Genomic DNA, 19,052 nt, shown 5'->3' with positions numbered 1-19,052 from the left:
GCGACGAAGATAAAGACAGAACCATTCGGTCTATTCATGTCCATCATGGTCAAGTTCTTTGTACTGGAGGTTGGTCAACTGCTCAGCAAGCAAACCGATGAGAAATACGATCAATCCGAACAGGATTAACAGCATACTCATATTACTGAAGCGCATGTGCCCCGATGTCAGCAAGCTCAAAACGTAATTGAGAATACCGAGACCGCCCACCACCACCGCCACCGGGAAATACACCTTGAGCGGCGAGTACAGGGTACCGATCTTGAAGATAATCAGGAAGAAGCGGACCCCGTCCCGCAGCAGGTTGATGTGGCTGTTACCCAGCCGCTTCGCCACCTTGATGGGCACGAAACCCACCGAGTAGCCCGCGCGGAAGAAGGCCATGGTGGAGGTGGTGGGATAGCTGAAGCCGTTGGGCAGCAGGTAGAGGAAACTGAGGAATTTCTTGCGGTTGACCGCCCGGAAGCCGGAGGTCAGGTCGTCGATTTTGCGGTTGACCATCCAGCTGGCGAGCCGGTTATACAGACTGTTGGCGCTCCAGCGGGCGAGGTTGGCCTGGTCCTCCCGGCCACCGCGGGCGCCGACTACCATGTCGTAGCCCTCCTCCAGCTTGTACAGCAGCTTCTCGATATCGGCGGGATCGTGCTGGCCGTCGCCGTCCATAAACACGATGTAGTCACCACTGGCGGCCCGCGCGCCGGACTTGATCGCCGCGCCATTGCCCTTGGGGTAGGGATGGGTGACCACCGTCACCCCGTGTTCGTCGCACACCTCGGCGGTACGATCCCGGGAGCCGTCGTTGACCACGATGATCTCCGCCTGCGGATAGCTTGCACGCAGCCGCGGCAGAGTCGCCGCCAGGCCCTGTTCCTCGTCTTTTGCCGGAAGCACAATGGAAAAATTCAAACGCTAGTTCTCCAGGTAGAGCGCCAGGGTATCCTGTTCGCTGCGCTTCAGTTTCCCGGCATCCTGCAGTTTTTGCAACCGCGCGATCAGGGCATCGGCCTCGTCGCGGCGATTGAGGGCGGTGGTGAAGTGTAGTTGCATCAGCATGCCGCGGATATTGTCCGGGGCCAGGTCCAGGAATCGTGCGGTGTACTGGTAGGCGTCCTGCCAGCGCTGCTGGGCGTTGGCCAGCATGGCCAGGGCGGAGAACATCTGCGCCGAGGCGAGGCTGGTGTCGTACTCGTGCAGGTACAGCCCCGCCAGGTGATCGAGGAAGCCGTCCCAGTCGAAAGCGGGGCAGGCGTCGCCCTGGCGTAGCTTGATGACCACACTCAGCGTAGACACCTGCCCCAATGGCCGGGACGGGTTTACCGACCCCAGCTGCTGGTACTCGTCCGGCCTGAGGGGCTGCCGGGCGATACAGGCAATGGCAACATCCCGCAGCTTGTAGTCACCGAAGTGTTCGTCGGCGGCCGCAGGGTGCTTGAGGGCGGACTCATAGCCCAGCCTGGAATATTTCAAAGCCGCTTCCCGCGCACCCGCCGTGGCCAGCTGCGAGGCGTACTCTTTGTTGGCCCGGGATGATTCCGGGTGCCCATTGACCTGCTGCATGGCCAGCAGGGGCGCGCTGGACCAGATCTGCACCTGGGAACTGGTCTGCAGCGCCAGCCAGAACACGAATACCCAGACCCAGGCCAGCAGCGGCCTGCCTGTCTCCGGCCATTTTTCCACGGCAGCCAGGTAAATCGCCATGGGCAGGATCACCAGGCCCACTGACGGCAGGTAGTTGCGGTGCTCGAAGTACAGCTCCAGCGGCCACACCGTGGATTCCAGGCTATGGCCCGCCATAAAGAACAGGGCGCCGAAGGCAATCCGGCGGGCCCATGGATGCAACCAAGCCGCCAGGCAGGCGACAAGTACCAGCGCCCAGGCCAGTAGCGCCGGCCCGGTGGTGCCCGGTTCCGCCAGCGATGTAGAGACCGGGTAGTCATCGTGGAACAGGCCCAGCCGGGCAATATCCGGCAGGTAGAACTGGCCGACATAGTCCCAGAGGATGCGCAACTGGGTCAGCAGGCGCTCCTCCAGGCTAAACTCCCGTAACCCGTGCGCTGCTTGCAGCCACTGCCACTGCCACAGCAGCAGTACGCTAATCGCCACACAGCCAAGCCCGATCAGCCCCAGGGTGATGGTACGCAGCCGGCGGTCGATGCCGCCGCGGCCGTCGGCAAACTGCAGCCAGAAGGCCTCGAGCAGCAATACCAGGGGGATAAACAGCAGGCCGTTCTCTTTCGACAGTGCCGCCAGCGCGCCGAACACCGGCACAAACAGTAAATACAGTACTTGCGGCCGGCCATGCAGCTGGCTGCGCCGCCACAGCAGGTAGGAAACCAGGCTGGCGAGGCAAAACAGGGCCGCCAGCATGGCCATGCGCTGCACCAGGTAAAGCACGGTGCTCACCTGCAGGGGAGCGAGTAACCACACTGCGGTAAACGCCAGCGCCGCGGTGACCGGAAAGCGCACCGGGACAAACGACAGCAACAGGGCGAGAAACCCCCACAGCAGCAGGCCGGTGAGCAGGTGCAGGTAGATATTCACCTGCTTCGCCGCTTCTGCCGCTCCGCCGCTGACCAGGGTATCGAGGACAAAAGTCGCCATGGACACCGTCCGCCCCAGCATGCCGGAGGTATCGCCGAACACATAATCCAGCGACCAGGTGGGCGTATCGACAAGATTGTCCAGGTGGCCCAGGCTGGAAAAATCATCCAGCAAGTAGGGGCCGTGAATACCGGGGGCGTAGATCCAGGCAGCCAGGGCCCCCAGCAGCAGCGCTGCCGCCACACTCAGGATAACGGCCGGGGTCTCGCGCGCGCGTTTGAACTCAGGCATCCGGCGTTGCGCCCTGCACTGCCATATCACCACCCTGGACGGGACCCCGGAACAGACGACGAATCTCGGTCAGGTCCCTGCGCTTGGGATCATGCAGCAGCCACTTGCGCGTCGCCTCCAAAACGTCGGAGGTATCGCTGGCCTGCTGGTAAGCGTTTATTTGTGTCTGATAGATACGCTTATTACCCGATTGCATCTGCTCCGCAGTTGCGAGCAGGGCCTTGCGCTGCTCCGACAGATAGCCCCTCGCTTCAAGGTAGCGATAACGCTGCAGGGTGAAATTGCTATTGTCGGGATAACGGCTTGCAAGTGTGGAGAACAAGGCCTCCACCTGGGCGTCTGAAGCCGGGCAATACTCCTGGATAATGCAGTCGAGCAGGGTTTCCAGTGCGGAAATATCAGACGCCTGCAGGCGCCGGGTTGTTAACAGTGCGAGCAACTCCCCGTACCAGTCCTGCGAGCCCGGTAACTTGGTTGTATGGTAGCTATCCATGTAGTAGAGCATGACCAGGGCCGCCACGTCCCGGGGGTTGAGCTTGTACATCAGTTCCAGGTGGTGTCGCGCAAGCACTAGGTAAGGTGTTAGCTCTTCCGGTTTTGCAATGCCCGCCTCCCGCTCGGCGCTATAACGGTTCAACAGCGCCTCGGCCATAAAAAAGTGGGAACGGGGTGATTCCGGGTGATTGCTGACATTGATCGCATTCATCCGCACCGGCTCTGCCCAGGCATGCACCCGCAGGAACAGCAGGGTGCCGCAGGTGGCCAGCACAGCGAACACCGGAACCGCCGGATTAACATACTTCGCGGCGTGCGCTAGCGCCCGTGAAAGATAATATGCAACCGCGATAAATATTCCCACGCTGGGCAAGTAATTGCGGTGCTCGTAGACCATCTCCAGCGGCCACAGGCTTGACTCCATGCTGTGGCCGACCAGGTAGAACAACACCGCGAAGAGCAGCAGCGGGGCCTTTATCCGCAGCAGCCAGGCAGCAACGATTAACGCGGCCCAGGCAAGCAGGGAAAACAGGGTGGTCAGCGGCGCCAGGAGGCCGGTGGAGAGCACGATATCGTCGTGCTGGAAGCCCATCTGATTGATATTGGGCACCAGCAGCCAGTACAGGTACTGCCACAACAGCCTGGCCTGGGTTAACAGCCGCTCTTCCAGCGAAAATTCACGGCCCGCGTAGCCGGCAAGCAGCATCTCCGGCGCCAGCAAAAGAATGAGGATACAGAGCAAGGCGGGAGCCGCCAGCGCGAGGATGCCGAGATTGTGAATAACCTTCGAATGACGCCCGCCCCACATCCCCCGGAACAGGGTGACCTCGATGACCGCTATCAGCCAGAGCAGGAGAATCCCGTTTTCCTTGCTGAACACAGCCAGGGTGAGGATGAGGAGTAGCCAGAGTGAGGTCGCGACAATCTGGCCTGCACCTGCCGTTTCCCTGGCCCAGCTTTCGCGGCGGGATATGTACAGTACCAGCCCGGCGAGCACGAACAGGGTGCTGAACTGGGCCATTCGCTGTACGGCGTAAAGCACCGTGGACACATGCAGGGGCGCCAGCAGCCACAGCGCTGCCGCCAGCAGGGCAACCCACTGCCAGTTATTCCCGGCCGCTGAACCACCCAATCGCCTGAGCACCTGCCCCGCGAGAACAAAGACCAGGACGCCACACAGCAGGTGAACGACGAGATTTCCCAGTTTCAGGTCAAAAGCGTCTATTGACTGGGAGCTGACCCGTTGGGCCACGAAGCTGGCCATGGGTATGGGTCTGCGAGTGATTCCGGAACCGGAGCTGAATGTGGCGGTCCGCCATTCATCGAGCTCTGCACCCTGAATTCTCAAGTATGGATTAGAGGTCAGTGCAGGGCCATCATCAAACAATAATGGCCCAGAAAAGCCCGGAAAATACGATCCGCTGACCAAAACAAATAACAGCAAAAACGCGGTTACCTCACGGATCGAAGCTCCTCCAGTCAATCGCTTGCCGATCATAAAGAGATTTCCGGGAAATAAAAAAAGCCCGGTTGAACCGGGCTACCAATCTCAACTGCTCAGAATCAGTTACGGCAATTAGATGGGAGGTACTTGGATTCAATCGTACCAACAGCTCCGCCAGAATATACCCCTGCGATTGAGCCTTTACAGACCCACTTCAAGGTATTGCCCGCTCCGGTAACACCTGACAGCGAAAACCCCTGAGGGAACGTTCCACCGGGAATCACACCATCAGTAATGACTGCCGTGATAAAAGGTAGACCCGCCTGCACAGTGGACGAATAACCTAACGAAGTCACGAAAGGCTTATCAGGATTGGTGATGATCCCTGCCCTGGATGCATCTTCTGGCATATAGTTATTCGTTGCATAAAACTCCGCCACCGACGTCTTCGCCTCAGCTAGTGCCGCAGCCGGCTCAGACATCTTGGACCGGACGATATAGTCCTGGTAGGCGGGCAGTGCGATGGCTGCCAGAATACCGACGATCGCGATCACGATCATCAGTTCGATCAGGGTAAAACCCTTTTGAGCTGTTTTCTGAATGTTCATGTTTCCCTACTCCATTGAGAATGATTGCGTTTGGGACCTGCCTGCCGGTGGGCAATGCGGTGTCGCCAGTGTGCCCGGGTATGGATGCAGGGATTGGGCCAGGTTTGTGGGTGATGGGTGAGGAAATATTTTTATCTTTTTAATATCAGGAGCTTACAAACACATTCAGGCGAGTCGACTGGTCTCGGCGGTGCCCCTGGGTTTCTGCCGCGACTGTCACTAGCTGACGAATTTTGTCACTTTTGGGCTTGTGATGGGCACTCGAAGTCACTGGATCCCCGCCTGCAAGGTGAATTGCGCTGCAAGCGCAAGAGAAAGTGCCCTGGGGCGCGCGGGGATGACGGGAGCGCGGGGATGACGGGAGCGCGGGGATGACGTAGTAAAGGCGATGCCTGCTCTTTGGCACCGGCTGGAAAACCTGTAGATTTCGCCAATCAAAGGCTGACAGGGGCTATGAGGCGTCGGGGCCAGTGTTTATACTCAACAGGTGAAACTATAAAAGCACGATTCATACATCCGGGGAATATGGGCGGCAATGAATGACAAGGGTATAGGGCAGCTCAGTGGTCTGGCGGGCAGGCTGGTTGCCGAGGGTTTGATCTCCGCTGAGGAGGCGGCCGCGGCACAGCGCGAGGCGTCCATGGAGCAGGTTCCCCTGGTCAGCTTCCTGGTGGAGAAGAAGAATGTGGACAGCCAGCGCCTGGCGGCGGTGGCCTCCCAGGAATTTGGCGTACCCCAGTTCGACACCAGCTGCTTCGACCTCAACGTTATGCCCCAGGGCCTGGTGCCGGTTGAGCTGGTGCTCAAGCACCACGCCCTGCCGCTGCTCCGCCGCGGAAACCGGCTGTTTATCGCCGTCTCCGACCCCACCAACCTGGCGGCCCTGGACGAGTTCAAGTTCAACACCGGCATCAGTACCGATGCGGTGCTGCTGGAAGAGCGCGCCCTCACCAAGATGATCAACACCTGGGTGGACACCCAGGATTCCCTCAGCGACGGGCTCGACGATATCGAGGCGGCAGACCTCGAGGGGATTGATGTTTCTTCCGGCGAGAGCGACGCCGACGAGGGCAATGACGCGGTGGACGAGACCCCCATCGTGCGCTTCGTCAACAAGGTGCTGATCGACGCCATCAAGCAGGGCGCCTCGGATATTCACTTCGAGCCCTACGAGCACGATTACCGGGTGCGCTTCCGCACCGACGGCGTGCTGCGGGAGATGGTGCGGCCGCCGCGCAACCTGTCGGCGCGGCTGGCGGCCCGCCTCAAGGTGATGTCGCAGATGGATATCTCCGAGCGCCGCGTGCCTCAGGACGGCCGCATCCAGATGAAGCTGTCGCGCAACCGGGCCATCGATTTTCGGGTCAACACCCTGCCGACCCTGTTCGGCGAGAAGATCGTGCTGCGTATTCTCGACCCCAGCAGCGCCCAGATGGGCATCGATGCCCTGGGATACGAGCCGGAACAGAAGGAGATGTACCTCAAGGCGCTGAACCAGCCCCAGGGCATGATTCTGGTGACCGGCCCCACCGGCTCCGGTAAAACGGTATCGCTGTACACCGGCCTGAATATCCTCAACACCCCGGAACGCAATATCTCCACCGCGGAAGACCCGGTGGAAATCAATCTGGCTGGGGTCAACCAGGTGCACGTAAACCCCAAGGTCGGCCTAAACTTTGCCGAGGCCCTGCGCTCCTTCCTGCGCCAGGACCCGGACATCATCATGGTGGGTGAGATCCGCGACCTGGAAACAGCGGAAATCGCCATCAAGGCGGCGCAGACCGGCCACCTGGTGCTCTCCACCCTGCACACCAACAGCGCCGCCGAGACCATTACCCGGATGCTCAACATGGGGGTGCCGTCCTTCAACCTGGCCACCTCGGTCGACCTGATCATCGCCCAGCGCCTGGCGCGGCGGCTGTGCAAGGAATGCGCGGTGCCCGCCACCGATATTCCCCACGACACCCTGATCCACGAGGGCTTCAGCGAGGAGCAGCTGGCCGACGCCCGGATCATGAGGGCGGTGGGCTGTGAGGCATGCAACGACGGCTACAAGGGGCGGGTCGGTATTTACGAGGTGGTGCGGATAACACCGAAAATCGCCACCCTGATCATGGAAGAAGGCAACTCCATTGAAATTCAGCAAGCCGCCACCGCCGAGGGTTTCAACACCCTGCGGCTGTCGGCCCTGCGCAAGGTGGCCCAGGGCGTCACCACGCTGGAAGAAGCCAACCGGATCACGGTGGACTGAGCACAATATAACTAAAGGACTGGAACAGGGGCGATAGACACTATGGCAACGGCAACAGGTAGCGATGTATTTACCTGGAGCGGCGTCGACAAGAACGGGCGCAACTCCAAGGGCGAGATATCAGCGAGCAGCAGTGCAATGGCCAAGGCCCAGCTGCGGCGGCAGGGCATCAAGCCGAGAACGGTCAAGAAGAAGCCCAAACCGCTGTTCGGCTCCGGCCAGGGCAAGGCGATCAAGGCCGCCGACATCGCCATCTTCACCCGCCAGCTGGCCACCATGATGAAGGCCGGTGTGCCGCTGGTGCAGAGCTTTGAGATCGTCGCCGACGGCCTGGAAAAGCCGCGTATGCGCACCCTGGTCACCGAGATCAAGAACGACGTGGCCTCGGGCGCCGGCCTGGCCCCGTCACTGGCCAAGCACCCGCGTCACTTCGATGAGCTGTTCTGCAGCCTGATCGCCTCGGGTGAGGAATCCGGTACCCTGGAAGTGATGCTGGACCGGGTCGCCACGTACAAGGAAAAGACCGAGGCCCTCAAGGCCAAGATCCGCAAGGCCATGACCTACCCCATCGCGGTGATGGTGGTCGCGGTCATTGTCACCCTGATTCTGCTGATCAAGGTGATCCCGGTGTTCGCCAGCACCTTCCAGAACTTCGGCTCCGACCTGCCGGCCTTCACCCAGTGGGTGCTGAATATCTCGGAATTCGTGCAGGAATGGTGGTTTATCGGGCTACTGGCCATGGTCGCCATCGCCTTTGGGCTGCGCGAGCTCAAGTTCCGCTCGGTGCGCTTTTCCGAGTGGCTGGACAAGCTGGCGCTGAAGTTCCCCATCATCGGCGGTATTGTCCACGACGCCATTATCGCCCGCTTCTCGCGTACCCTGGCCACCACCTTCGCCGCCGGTGTGCCGCTGGTTGACGCCCTGGAATCCACCGCCGGCGCCGCCGGTAACTCGGTGTACGCCAAGGCCATTCGCCAGATCAAGGACGACGTCACCACCGGCTCCACCCTGTACAACTCCATCAAGGCCACTGGCCTGTTTCCCAACATGCTGATGCAGATGGTCTCCATCGGCGAGGAATCCGGCGCCCTGGATGACATGCTCGGCAAGGTGGCCGACCACTACGAGCAGGCGGTGGATGACGCTGTAGACAACTTAAGCTCCCTGCTGGAACCCTTGATCATGTCCATACTGGGTGTACTGGTCGGCGGCCTGCTGATCGCCATGTACCTGCCAATCTTCATGCTCGGATCGGTTATCTAGGCCGTACATTGGACGCACTCAACCAGCACAGCTGGCTGCTCTACCTGTGCCTGCTGTCGCTGGGCCTGGTGATCGGCAGCTTCCTCAACGTGGTCATCCATCGACTGCCGATCATGATGGAATCGCGCTGGCGCCGTGACTGCTGTGAGCTGCTGGAACTGGAGCGGGAAACGCAGGAACAACCCCTGGGCCTGGCCTTTCCCAATTCCCACTGCCCCAGCTGCAAGGCGCCGATCCGGGCCTGGCAGAATATTCCGGTACTGAGCTACCTGCTGCTGGGCGGTCGTTGCGCCAACTGCGGCATCAGAATTTCCCTGCGCTACCCGCTGGTGGAACTGGCCACTGGCCTGCTGACCCTGGCCCTGGCCTGGTTTTTCCCGGCCTCGCCCGCCCTGTTGGGGGCGGTGGTGTTCACCTGGGCCCTGATCGCCCTGACCATGATCGATATTGACACCCAGCTGCTGCCGGACGATATCACCCTGCCCCTGCTGTGGCTGGGCCTGCTGCTCAACCTGTTCGGCACCTTCGCCGACCTCCAGGACGCCGTTATCGGCGCCATGGCCGGTTACCTCGTCCTGTGGAGTGTTTACTGGCTGTTCAAGCTGCTCACCGGCAAGGAGGGCATGGGCTACGGCGACTTCAAATTACTCGCCGCCCTGGGGGCCTGGCTGGGCTGGCAGGCGCTGCCGCTGATCATCCTGCTGTCGTCGCTGGTGGGCGCGGTGGTGGGCATCGCCCTGATGATCGCCAAAAACCGCGGCCGGGACATTCCCATTCCCTTCGGCCCCTACCTGGCAGCGGCAGGCTGGATCGCCCTGCTCTGGGGCGAATCACTGACCAGCGCCTACTTCAGCGCCACGGGCTTCAACTGACATGGGCCTGGTAATCGGCATTACCGGCGGCATCGGCAGCGGCAAGTCCGCGGTCACCCGGCGCTTCGAGGACAGGGGCATCACCGTGGTCGATGCCGACCTGGCGGCGCGGGTGGTGGTAGAACCCGGCAGGCCGGCCCTGGCCGCCATCGCCGGCCACTTCGGCGCTGACATCCTCCTCGCCGACGGCAGCCTGGACCGGGCCGCCCTCAGGCAGAAGGTGTTTGCCGACGACAGCGAGCGGCTCTGGCTGGAGCAGCTGACCCATCCGCTGATCGGCCAGGAAATACGCGACCAGTTGCAGGCGGCCGACTCGCCCTACGTGATTCTCGCCTCACCGCTGTTACTGGAAACCAGCCAGGGAGATCTGGCGGACCTGGTGGTAGTGGTGGATGTGCCCGAGGAGGTGCAATTGCAGCGCACCGTCGCCCGCGACAACAATGACGAGGCCCAGGTCAGGCGCATCATGGCGGCGCAAATGCCGCGCCAGGCGCGGCTGGACAAGGCCGATATCGTGATCGACAATTCCCGGTCACTGGAAGAGTTGGATGGGGTGGTGGCAGAACTGCACAAGGAGTTCCTGGCCCGGGCGGAGCTTGGGGGCGGCTAAAGCAGGCTCTTACCAACGCCATCCCGGTTCCACTTCGTCAACCCTGTGCCACTTTGTCATCCCGGGAACTCCTAACACCGGCATTTTGTCATCCCGGGAACTCTTAACACCGGCATTTTGTCATCCCGGCGAACGCCGGGATCCACTGCCCAGGGCTCTAGCAATGGCGGAGAGGTGGATTCCGGCGTACGCCGGAATGACCAAAAAAGCGCTGGAATGACCAAAAAAGCGCCGGAATGACCAAAAAAGCGCCGGAATGACCAAAAAAGCGTCGGAATGACAAAAATAGCGCCGGAATAGCAGCGGGAAGACTCAAGGATTGAATTGGAACAACCAGGCTGGCCAAGCTCAGCCGAGTAACTCCCTGATCGCCGGAATAATCGGCTCATTCGCCGCCGGAAAGGCGTAATCCTGCAGCTCCGCCACCGGCACCCAGGCCAGGGGCTGCCCTTCCAGGCCCCTGGGTTCGCCGCTGAACTGCCACACCACGTGCACGTCCAGCAGCACCGACTTGTCGCCGTAGTCGTGGTGGATGGCCAGCAGCGGCGAGCTGCGCTCGGGCGCTATATCCAGCTCTTCCCGCAACTCCCGCGCCAGTGCGGTCGCCAGGCTCTCGCCGGGCTCGACCTTGCCGCCGGGGAACTCCCACAGGCCGCCCTGGTGGACATGCCCGTGGCGCCGGGTAAGCAGGATATTTTGCTGCGGGTCGAGGATCACCCCAACCGCCACGTGCACCCGCTGCATCTCAGGTGCGGTACTCGGCGTTGATGCGCACGTAGTCATAGGAGAAATCCGAGGTCCAGACCCTGGCGGTCGCGTCGCCGCGATTGAGTTCAATACGGATGACGATCTCCTCCGGCGCCATGGCGGCCACGCCCTGCTCCTCGGTATAGGAGGCGGCCCGGCAGCCCTGTTCCGCGATCAGCACCTCGTTGAGGTAAACGCCAACCCGGTTCACATCCAGGTCCGCCACCCCGGCGCGGCCAATGGCCGCCAGCAGCCGGCCCCAGTTGGGGTCGGAGGCGAACAGCGCGGTTTTCACCAGCGGCGAGTGGGCGATGGTAAAGGCCACGTCCAGGCACTCGCTCTCGGCGGCGCCGCCGTTCACCTCGACGGTGACAAACTTGCTGGCGCCCTCACCGTCGCGCACCAGGCCCTGGGCCAGGGTCACGCAGACCTCCTCCACGGCATCCGCCAGGGCGCGGCACAGGGGCTCGTCGGCACTGCCCGGCTCGCTGTTGCCGGCGGCGCCGGTGGCCACCAGCACACAGGCGTCGTTGGTGGAGGTATCGCCGTCGATGGTAATGCGGTTGAAGGACATGTCGACCGCCCGGCGCAACATGCCCTGCAGCAGCTCAGCGCCCACCGCCGCGTCCGTCGCCAGGTAGCCCAGCATGGTGGCCATGTTGGGACGGATCATGCCGGCGCCCTTGGCAATGCCGGTGACCACGTAGTCCCGGCCCTCGCAGCTGAACTGCACGCTGGCGCCCTTGGGCCGGGTATCGGTGGTCATAATGCCCGCGGCGGCCTCGGCCCAGCCGTCAGCGGCGAGAGCGGCAACGGCCTGGGGGACAGCGGCGCCGATCAGCGCCACCGGCAGGGGCTCGCCGATCACGCCGGTGGAAAACGGCAACACCTGGCTGGCATCGGCGCCCGCCGCGGCCGCTACCGCCTCGCAGCAGGCCCTGGCATCGGCCAGGCCCTGTTCGCCGGTGCCGGCATTGGCGTTGCCGGTATTGGTCAGCAGGTAGGCCGGCTGGCCGGCGGATTGTGCCAGGTGCTCCCTGGCCACGGTAACCGGGGCGGCGCAGAAGGCGTTGCGGGTGAACACCCCGGCACAGCGGCTGCCCGCTGCCAGTTCCATCAGCACCAGGTCCTTGCGCCCCGGGGTCTTGATGCCGGCCGAAACAGTTGCCAGTCGCACACCGGGCACCGGCAACAGCGCGGGCAGCTTATCCTCACCTACAGCCATGTACCTGCTCCCCGATCACAGCTTGCCGTGGCATTGCTTGTACTTCTTGCCGCTGCCACAGGGGCAGGGATCGTTGCGGCCGACCTTGGGCTGGTCGCGCACGAAGGTTTCCGGCACCAGCGGCTGCTGTTGCGGCGGCTGCTGCTCTGCCCCGGCCTCGGGACTGGCCATGCCGGAGGCTTCCGCGTGCTGGAAGGCCAGCTTCTCGCGCTCGGCCGCTTCCCGCCGCTGCTGTTCGATCAGCGCCGCCTCGTCCTGGCGCTGGATCTGCACGTGGCTGAGGAAGCGGATCACTTCCTGCTTGAGGTTGCTGAGCAGCTCCTCGAACAGGGCGAAGGACTCGCGCTTGTACTCCTGCTTGGGGTTCTTCTGGGCATAGGCCCTGAGGTGAATGCCCTGGCGCAGGTGATCCATGGTCGCCAGGTGCTCCTTCCACAGGGTATCCAGCACCTGCAGCATGATCTGCTTCTCGATCTTGCGCATGTCCGGGCCGACCGCTTCGCTCTTGGCGTCGTAGGCCGCCTGCACCGCGCCCACGATGCGTTCGCGCAGGGCTTCCTCGTGCAGCTTGTTGTCCTCTGCCAGCCACTGCCGAACCGGCAGGCTGATGGCAAACTCGGCTTCCAGCGCCTTCTCCAGGCCGGGCACGTCCCACTGTTCCTCGACACTCATCGGCGGGATATGGCTGTCGATGGCCTCGTTCACCACGTCGGCGCGGATCAGGGTAATGGTGTCCGAAATATCGGCCTCACCCAGCAGGTCGTTGCGCTGCTCGTAGATGATCTGGCGCTGGTCGTTGGCCACATCGTCGTATTCCAGCAGCTGTTTGCGAATATCGAAGTTGCGTCCCTCCACCTTGCGCTGGGCCTTCTCGATGGCGTTGGTCACCATGCGGTGCTCGATGGCCTCGCCTTTTTCCATGCCCAGGGCCTGCATGAAGTTCTTGACCCGGTCGGAGGCGAAAATGCGCATCAGGTTGTCTTCCAGCGACAGGTAGAAGCGGGACACGCCCGGGTCGCCCTGGCGCCCGGCCCGGCCCCGCAGCTGGTTGTCGATACGCCGGGACTCGTGGCGCTCAGTGCCGAGAATGTGCAGGCCGCCGGCCTCCAGCACCTGCTTGTGACGTTCTTCCCAGGCGGCCTTCAGCTCCGCCCGGCGGCCCTCGCTGATATCACCGGCGGCGGCAATCTCCGCGTCCAGGTTGCCACCGAGCACGATGTCGGTACCGCGGCCCGCCATGTTGGTGGCAATGGTCACCACGCCGGGGCGGCCCGCCTGGGCGATGATTTCCGCTTCCTGTTCGTGGTATTTGGCGTTCAGCACCTTGTGCTGGATACTGGCCTGGCGGAACCGGGCGGACAGCTCCTCGGAGGTCTCCACCGAGGCGGTCCCCACCAGCACCGGCGCGCCGTTGCCCATACATTCCTTCACGTCGGCGACAATGGCGTCGAATTTCTCTTCCCGACTCAGGTACACCAGGTCGTTCAGGTCCTGGCGCTGCTGCTTGACATTGGTGGGAATCTGCAGCACTTCCAGGCCGTAGATCTGGCGGAATTCGAAGGCCTCGGTGTCGGCGGTGCCGGTCATGCCGGCGAGCTTGCCGTAGAGGCGGAAGTAGTTCTGGAAGGTGGTGGAGGCCAGGGTCTGGCTCTCGCTCTGGATGGTCACTCCCTCCTTGGCCTCGATGGCCTGGTGCAAGCCCTCGGACAGACGGCGCCCGGGCATGGTCCGGCCGGTGTGTTCATCGATCAGCACCACCTGGCCATCCTGGACGATGTACTCCACATCCTTGTGAAACATCACGTGGGCGCGCAGGCCGGAATACACGTGGTGCAGCAGGTTGAGGTTGGTGGCCGCGTACAGACTGTCGCCCGCGTCCAGCAGCTTCTCGCGAATCATCATCTCCTCGATGAACTCGTGGCCGGCCTCGGTCAATTCCACCTGGCGCTGCTTCTCGTCCACCGTGTAATGGCCCTCCTCTCCCTCCAGATCGGGCTTCAGGGAAGGAATGAGGCGATTGATCTTCTTGTACAGTTCCGAGCTGTCTTCCGAGGCGCCGGAGATCACCAGCGGGGTGCGCGCCTCGTCGATCAGGATCGAGTCCACCTCGTCGACGATGGCAAAGGCCAGCTGCCCCTGCATGCGGTCTTCGAGGGTGAAGGCCATGTTGTCCCGCAGGTAGTCGAAGCCGAATTCATTGTTGGTGCCGTAGATGATGTCGGCGCTGTAGGCAGCGTTCTTCTGCTCCGGGGACTGGCCGGAGCGGATCACCCCCACCGAAATACCCAGGAACTCGTACAGCGGCCCCATCCAGCCGGCGTCACGGGCGGCCAGGTAGTCGTTGACGGTGATCAGGTGCACGCCGTTACCGGTCAGGGCGTTGAGATAGGCCGGCAGCGTGGCCACCAGGGTCTTGCCCTCGCCAGTGCGCATCTCGGCGATCTTGCCCTCGTGCAGGGCCATACCGCCGATCAGCTGGACATCGAAGTGGCGCATGCCCAGCACCCGCTCGCCGGCCTCGCGGACCACCGCGAAGGCCTCGGGCAGGATGTCGTCCAGCGACTTGCCGTCCGCCAGCTGCTGCTTGAATTCGGCAGTTTTGGCGGCCAGTTCCGCGTCGCTCAGGGCCTTGATATCGTCCGCCAGGGCGTTGATCTTCTTGACCACCTTGCCCATGCGCTTCAGTTCCCGGTCGTTGCGGGAACCGAAAATCATTTTCAGGAATTTGCTAATCATCACTTTTTCTACTTGTCTCGAATACGGGTCGACCCACCGGCCGGTGCGCGGCGGGCGGGAGCATGTTCATGCGCTCTGCGGGTGGTTCAGCGCCGGGTGCGGCGCACGTAGCTGGAGGGATCGACCGAGCGGCCGTGCTTGTACACTTCGTAGTGGACATGGGCGCCGGTCGAACGCCCGGTGGAGCCCATCAGGGCGATGGCCTGGCCCTTGCGCACCACGTCCCCGGGGGTCACCAGGGATTCCTTGTTGTGGGAGTAGCGGGTGACAAAACCGTCGCCGTGGGACACCTCCACCATCTCGCCGTAGCCGGAGCGGCTGCCGGTATAGGTCACCACGCCGGCGGCGACGGCGATGACATTACTGCCTTCCTTGCCGGCGAAATCGATACCGTGGTGGAACGCCGGCTTGCCGGTAAAGGGATCGTTGCGCTTGCCGTAGTAGGAGGAGATCCAGCCCTTTTCCACCGGCCGTCCGGACAGCCAGCTCTGCTCCTCGAGTTTGCGCTTGGCGAGCAGGGACTCGAGAATTTCCAGCTGCTGCTCGCGATCCGACAGCCGGGCCTCAAACAGCCCCAGTTCGGCGCTCAGGTCCGCGGTGTCGTACTCGACATTGAATTCGGTGCCGATGGGACCCCCGATGGCCGGGGGGCGGCTGAAGTCGAACTCGCCCTCTTCCAGGTCCGCCATGGCGGTCAGGTGCTCGCCGAGGGCGTCCAGACGGGTCATTCGCGCCTGCAGCTGGGCCAGGCCCAGGGTCATGGCCTGCATCTTGCGCTCGGCCTGGTTCTGCAGTTCAGCCAGCTCTTCCTGCTGTTGCTCGAGCTCGTCCTGCAGGCTGTCCAGGGCCATGCCGCGCATGGCATTGGCCTCGCTCTCCTGCCCCAGCATGTAGCCACCGGCTACCATGCCCAGGGGCAAACCCAGGCAACACAGGGATAACAGGGCACGGGACCAGCGCCCCAGTTCCACGGAGCGAGAGCCCCCGTGCTTGCGACTAATGAGAATTACTTTCATCTACGCGGACACGAGGCAGTTCGGCCGGGCACTATGCCACAAAAGCCTCGCCTTGACCATGCACCGGGGCCAGGGATGTGAAACGCTTCCCCCTGGCGCCTACTTTTCATTTCCCCCGGCGCAGCAGCATATGGATAGATCTTTGATCAGCGCTCAATCAGTCCTGTTCCTGGAAGCGAGCCACCGAGCTCAACAGGCGTTTGCCATGCAACACCGCCAGCATATGCACTTCTCGCTCAGCGTCGCGGATTTCGTAGATTAGCCGGTAACTGTAGATGAAGCGCTCACGGATCGACGGCTCTTTCAGCTCCGGTACCACCCGCCCGCGGGTCGGTTGCCCGGCAAGCGTATCCCCCGCCGCCATGACTTCGGTAACGACCTGTTGCGCGTAAAAGAGTGAGTCCCGCGCGATGTACTTTGCCAGGGCATCGATATCGTCGAGTGCGTCGCCCGACCAGACTACGGAGTAATCCATCGGCCCAGGCGATCTCGGGCTTCCTGGGCGGTATACCGCTTACCATCGGCTATGGATTGCTGACCACGCTTGATTTTCTCCAGCACGTAAAGGTGGTACTGGATGTCCTCCAGTGTACTGTCATCTGGCAACTGATCGAGCAGGTGCTCAACGTCTTGTTTTGCGGTTTGCATGATCGGGCCTCCTACAAGCAGATCTGCCTGGCAACCCAAGCTTACACCACGCCCTCAGTCGCCGTCATGGGCGCTTTACCGGGCCAGGGTCTATCCGGGCCTGATACCGCCCCTAGGCGACGGCGACCGGGCTCAGGGAGTAGGAGATCGGCGCGGCGGCCTCGTCCTCGAAGGTCACCACCTCCCAGGCGTCGGGCTGGGCGATCAGCGCCCGCAATGAGGCATTGTTGAGGGCGTGGCCTGACTTGTAGGCGCGGAATTCGCCAATCAGGCTGTTGCCCAGCAGGTACAGGTCGCCGATGGCGTCCAGCACCTTGTGGCGCACGAACTCATCGTCGTAACGCAGCCCGTCCTGGTTGAGGATACGGTACTCGTCAACGACGATGGCGTTGTCGACGCTGCCGCCCCGGGCCAGGCCCTTGGAGCGGAGGTACTCGATCTCGTGCATGAAGCCGAACGTACGCGCCCGGCTGATTTCCTTGACGAAGGAAGTAGAGGAGAAGTCCACTTCGGCGTGGGCAGAGCGATCGCGGAACACGGGGTGGTCAAAATCGATGGTAAAGGAGACTTTAAAGCCATCAAAGGGGAGGAAGCTGGCTACCTTGTCGCCGTCCTCGACCGTGACCTTGCGCTTGATGCGAATAAATTTCTTCGGCGCGTTCTGTTCCTCGATGCCCGCGGACTGGAGCAGGAACACGAACGGACCCGCACTGCCGTCCATGATCGGCACTTCCGGGGCACTGACATCCACATAGGCGTTATCAATACCCAGGCCAGCCATGGCTGCCATCAGGTGCTCCACGGTGGACACACTGGCGCCATTGGCCAGCAGGCCGGTGGACAGGGTCGTGTCAGCAACGTTGTCGGCCCGGCCGGGGATTTCCACCACCGGGTCCAGGTCAGTCCGACGAAAAACGATACCGGTATTCACCGGCGCAGGCGCGAGCGTCAGGTACACCTTGTCACCCGTGTGCAAGCCGACGCCTGTCGCCTTGATCGCATTTCTCAACGTACGCTGTCGAATCATAGTAACCCCAACCGTAGCCTGTTGCCGTTTAACGGCTGCCAGGCCACACCGGGGACTTCTCCCGGTGCGACCCGCTAGTCAGCCTGTCGACGCAGGAAAGCGGGAATATCGAAATACTCCTCATCTGCGTCTGCTGCGACAGCCGTATTCTGGCCTCCGGCGGCGCGCTGCCTGCGCTGTACCGCGGGACGATCCAGGTCCCGGTAGTCCGGTGCCTCGTCGGTCTCCGTTGCGGCTGCCGCCGGCTTGGGTGCCGTGTCTACCACCTGCAGCGGTGTCCGTGCCGCTTCCGCACCCAGCCCGGTGGCGACCACGGTCACCTTGAGCTCGTCGGTCATCTCTGGATCGATAACCGTACCGACTACAACTGTCGCCTCTTCGGATGCAAATTCCTCGATCGTGTCGCCAACTTCGGCGAACTCACCAAGAGCGAGATCGAGGCCGGCGGTGATGTTAACCAGTATTCCGCGCGCACCCTGCAAATCTATGTCGTCCAGGAGGGGGCTGTTTATGGCTCTTTCGGCGGCCTCGCGAGCGCGATTCTCACCTTTGGAACTGCCAGTGCCCATCATCGCCATACCCATTTCTGACATCACGGTTCGCACATCGGCGAAATCCACGTTGATCATGCCAGGGCGGATAATCAGATCGGCGATACCCTGAACTGCGCCCAACAATACATCATTTGCCTCCTTAAATGCATCGAGGAGACTGGTATTTTTACCTAGCACTTCCAGCAGTTTTTCATTGGGAATAGTGATCAGCGAGTCCACGTGCTCCTGCAGTTCACAGACCCCCTCCTGGGCAATTTTCAGCCGTTTCTTGCCCTCGAACGGGAACGGGCGGGTAACCACGGCAACGGTCAGGATACCCAGCTCGCGGGCAACCTCGGCCACCACCGGGGCGCCACCGGTACCGGTGCCGCCGCCCATGCCGGCGGTAATGAAGACCATATCCGCCCCGCGCAGGGAATCGGCGATGCGCTCGCGATCCTCCATGGCGGCGGCACGGCCTATTTCCGGGTTGGCGCCGGCGCCGAGGCCCTTGGTGATATCGCCGCCCAGTTGCAGCACCGTCTTGGACTCAATGTCCGACAGGGCCTGGGCGTCGGTATTGGCGCAGATGAAATCCACGCCCTCCACCGAGTTGTCGATCATGTGCTTGACGGCGTTACCGCCGCCGCCGCCGATGCCGATCACCTTGATCACCGCATTGGATGGTACGTTGTCTATCAGTTCAAACATGGTTTTTCTCCCCTTTATTGAAAAGCCGCGCTAG

The 19,052-nt window shown here is 62.2% G+C and carries 16 protein-coding genes; 4 read left to right on the top strand and 12 right to left on the bottom strand.

The features are described 5' to 3' along the window. Window positions 1–30: 30 nt before the first annotated feature. From DWB85_RS00920 to DWB85_RS00905, 4 genes are all read right to left on the bottom strand, one after another. Window positions 31–906, bottom strand: a complete 876-nt coding sequence (locus tag DWB85_RS00920) for a glycosyltransferase family 2 protein (RefSeq protein WP_117952295.1) — start codon at window positions 904–906, stop codon at window positions 31–33. Window positions 907–909: 3 nt separating this feature from the next. After that, window positions 910–2,832: a hypothetical protein gene (locus DWB85_RS00915; protein WP_117952293.1), complete on the bottom strand. Its 1,923-nt coding sequence runs from the start codon at window positions 2,830–2,832 to the stop codon at window positions 910–912. After that, entirely contained in the window at window positions 2,825–4,591 is a 1,767-nt protein-coding gene (locus DWB85_RS00910) for a hypothetical protein (protein WP_117952291.1), read from the bottom strand. Before DWB85_RS00910 ends, DWB85_RS00915 begins: the two co-directional genes overlap by 8 nt. A gap of 299 nt (window positions 4,592–4,890) precedes the next feature. Next, entirely contained in the window at window positions 4,891–5,379 is a 489-nt protein-coding gene (locus tag DWB85_RS00905; protein ID WP_117952289.1) for a pilin, read from the bottom strand. A 535-nt stretch (window positions 5,380–5,914) separates the two neighbouring features. Between DWB85_RS00905 and pilB the strand changes: the two genes are divergently transcribed. From pilB to coaE, 4 genes are read left to right on the top strand one after another with little or no spacing between them, the layout of a single operon-like run. After that, the gene (pilB, locus tag DWB85_RS00900) at window positions 5,915–7,630 is read left to right on the top strand and encodes a type IV-A pilus assembly ATPase PilB (protein WP_117952286.1); all 1,716 of its coding nucleotides are present in this window, start codon (window positions 5,915–5,917) and stop codon (window positions 7,628–7,630) included. Between the two features lie 42 nt (window positions 7,631–7,672). Continuing rightward, window positions 7,673–8,893, top strand: coding sequence for a type II secretion system F family protein (locus DWB85_RS00895; protein ID WP_117952284.1), 1,221 nt, complete (start codon window positions 7,673–7,675; stop codon window positions 8,891–8,893). A gap of 8 nt (window positions 8,894–8,901) precedes the next feature. Next, window positions 8,902–9,765 (top strand): prepilin peptidase, encoded by an 864-nt coding sequence (locus tag DWB85_RS00890; protein ID WP_117952282.1) that lies wholly within the window; start codon window positions 8,902–8,904, stop codon window positions 9,763–9,765. Between the two features lies 1 nt (window position 9,766). Beyond that, window positions 9,767–10,375, top strand: coding sequence for a dephospho-CoA kinase (gene coaE, locus DWB85_RS00885; protein ID WP_117952280.1), 609 nt, complete (start codon window positions 9,767–9,769; stop codon window positions 10,373–10,375). 348 nt (window positions 10,376–10,723) lie between these two features. On the opposite strand, the gene mutT is transcribed toward coaE, so the two are convergent. From mutT to ftsZ, 8 genes are all read right to left on the bottom strand, one after another. Beyond that, a complete protein-coding gene (gene mutT / locus DWB85_RS00880; RefSeq protein ID WP_239017182.1) occupies window positions 10,724–11,158 on the bottom strand; it encodes an 8-oxo-dGTP diphosphatase MutT in 435 nt (144 codons plus the stop codon). Further along, window positions 11,121–12,347, bottom strand: coding sequence for a bifunctional glutamate N-acetyltransferase/amino-acid acetyltransferase ArgJ (gene argJ, locus DWB85_RS00875; RefSeq protein ID WP_117952276.1), 1,227 nt, complete (start codon window positions 12,345–12,347; stop codon window positions 11,121–11,123). The genes mutT and argJ overlap by 38 nt, the downstream gene beginning before the upstream one ends. A 15-nt stretch (window positions 12,348–12,362) precedes the next feature. Next, a complete protein-coding gene (gene secA / locus DWB85_RS00870; protein ID WP_117952274.1) occupies window positions 12,363–15,083 on the bottom strand; it encodes a preprotein translocase subunit SecA in 2,721 nt (906 codons plus the stop codon). Window positions 15,084–15,169: 86 nt separating this feature from the next. After that, window positions 15,170–16,099, bottom strand: a complete 930-nt coding sequence (locus DWB85_RS00865; RefSeq protein ID WP_117952272.1) for a M23 family metallopeptidase — start codon at window positions 16,097–16,099, stop codon at window positions 15,170–15,172. Between the two features lie 157 nt (window positions 16,100–16,256). Next, window positions 16,257–16,574: a type II toxin-antitoxin system RelE/ParE family toxin gene (locus DWB85_RS00860; protein WP_117952270.1), complete on the bottom strand. Its 318-nt coding sequence runs from the start codon at window positions 16,572–16,574 to the stop codon at window positions 16,257–16,259. Next, entirely contained in the window at window positions 16,559–16,747 is a 189-nt protein-coding gene (locus DWB85_RS00855; RefSeq protein WP_117952268.1) for a hypothetical protein, read from the bottom strand. The genes DWB85_RS00860 and DWB85_RS00855 overlap by 16 nt, the downstream gene beginning before the upstream one ends. A gap of 112 nt (window positions 16,748–16,859) precedes the next feature. Next, on the bottom strand, window positions 16,860–17,774 hold the full coding sequence (lpxC, locus tag DWB85_RS00850; RefSeq protein ID WP_117952266.1) for a UDP-3-O-acyl-N-acetylglucosamine deacetylase: 915 nt from the start codon (window positions 17,772–17,774) through the stop codon (window positions 16,860–16,862). 74 nt (window positions 17,775–17,848) lie between these two features. Beyond that, the gene (gene ftsZ, locus DWB85_RS00845; RefSeq protein ID WP_117952264.1) at window positions 17,849–19,018 is read right to left on the bottom strand and encodes a cell division protein FtsZ; all 1,170 of its coding nucleotides are present in this window, start codon (window positions 19,016–19,018) and stop codon (window positions 17,849–17,851) included. Window positions 19,019–19,052: the final 34 nt, after the last annotated feature.

The sequence above is a fragment of the Seongchinamella sediminis genome, assembly GCF_003457605.1.
GTDB lineage: Bacteria > Pseudomonadota > Gammaproteobacteria > Pseudomonadales > Halieaceae > Halioglobus > Halioglobus sediminis.
This window is presented reverse-complemented; position numbering and strand designations above follow the sequence as displayed.

Bases quoted from the DNA above. Each gene is read 5' to 3' on its own strand.
- secA (WP_117952274.1), bottom strand. From the start codon at position 15,083: ATGATTAGCAAATTCCTGAAAATGATTTTCGGTTCCCGCAACGACCGG.
- mutT (WP_239017182.1), bottom strand. From the start codon at position 11,158: ATGACTACGTGCGCATCAACGCCGAGTACCGCACCTGAGATGCAGCGG.
- coaE (WP_117952280.1), top strand. From the start codon at position 9,767: ATGGGCCTGGTAATCGGCATTACCGGCGGCATCGGCAGCGGCAAGTCC.
- DWB85_RS00865 (WP_117952272.1), bottom strand. From the start codon at position 16,099: ATGAAAGTAATTCTCATTAGTCGCAAGCACGGGGGCTCTCGCTCCGTG.
- lpxC (WP_117952266.1), bottom strand. From the start codon at position 17,774: ATGATTCGACAGCGTACGTTGAGAAATGCGATCAAGGCGACAGGCGTC.
- DWB85_RS00860 (WP_117952270.1), bottom strand. From the start codon at position 16,574: ATGGATTACTCCGTAGTCTGGTCGGGCGACGCACTCGACGATATCGAT.
- argJ (WP_117952276.1), bottom strand. From the start codon at position 12,347: ATGGCTGTAGGTGAGGATAAGCTGCCCGCGCTGTTGCCGGTGCCCGGT.
- DWB85_RS00910 (WP_117952291.1), bottom strand. From the start codon at position 4,591: ATGGCCAGCTTCGTGGCCCAACGGGTCAGCTCCCAGTCAATAGACGCT.
- DWB85_RS00905 (WP_117952289.1), bottom strand. From the start codon at position 5,379: ATGAACATTCAGAAAACAGCTCAAAAGGGTTTTACCCTGATCGAACTG.
- DWB85_RS00895 (WP_117952284.1), top strand. From the start codon at position 7,673: ATGGCAACGGCAACAGGTAGCGATGTATTTACCTGGAGCGGCGTCGAC.
- pilB (WP_117952286.1), top strand. From the start codon at position 5,915: ATGAATGACAAGGGTATAGGGCAGCTCAGTGGTCTGGCGGGCAGGCTG.
- DWB85_RS00915 (WP_117952293.1), bottom strand. From the start codon at position 2,832: ATGCCTGAGTTCAAACGCGCGCGCGAGACCCCGGCCGTTATCCTGAGT.
- ftsZ (WP_117952264.1), bottom strand. From the start codon at position 19,018: ATGTTTGAACTGATAGACAACGTACCATCCAATGCGGTGATCAAGGTG.
- DWB85_RS00855 (WP_117952268.1), bottom strand. From the start codon at position 16,747: ATGCAAACCGCAAAACAAGACGTTGAGCACCTGCTCGATCAGTTGCCA.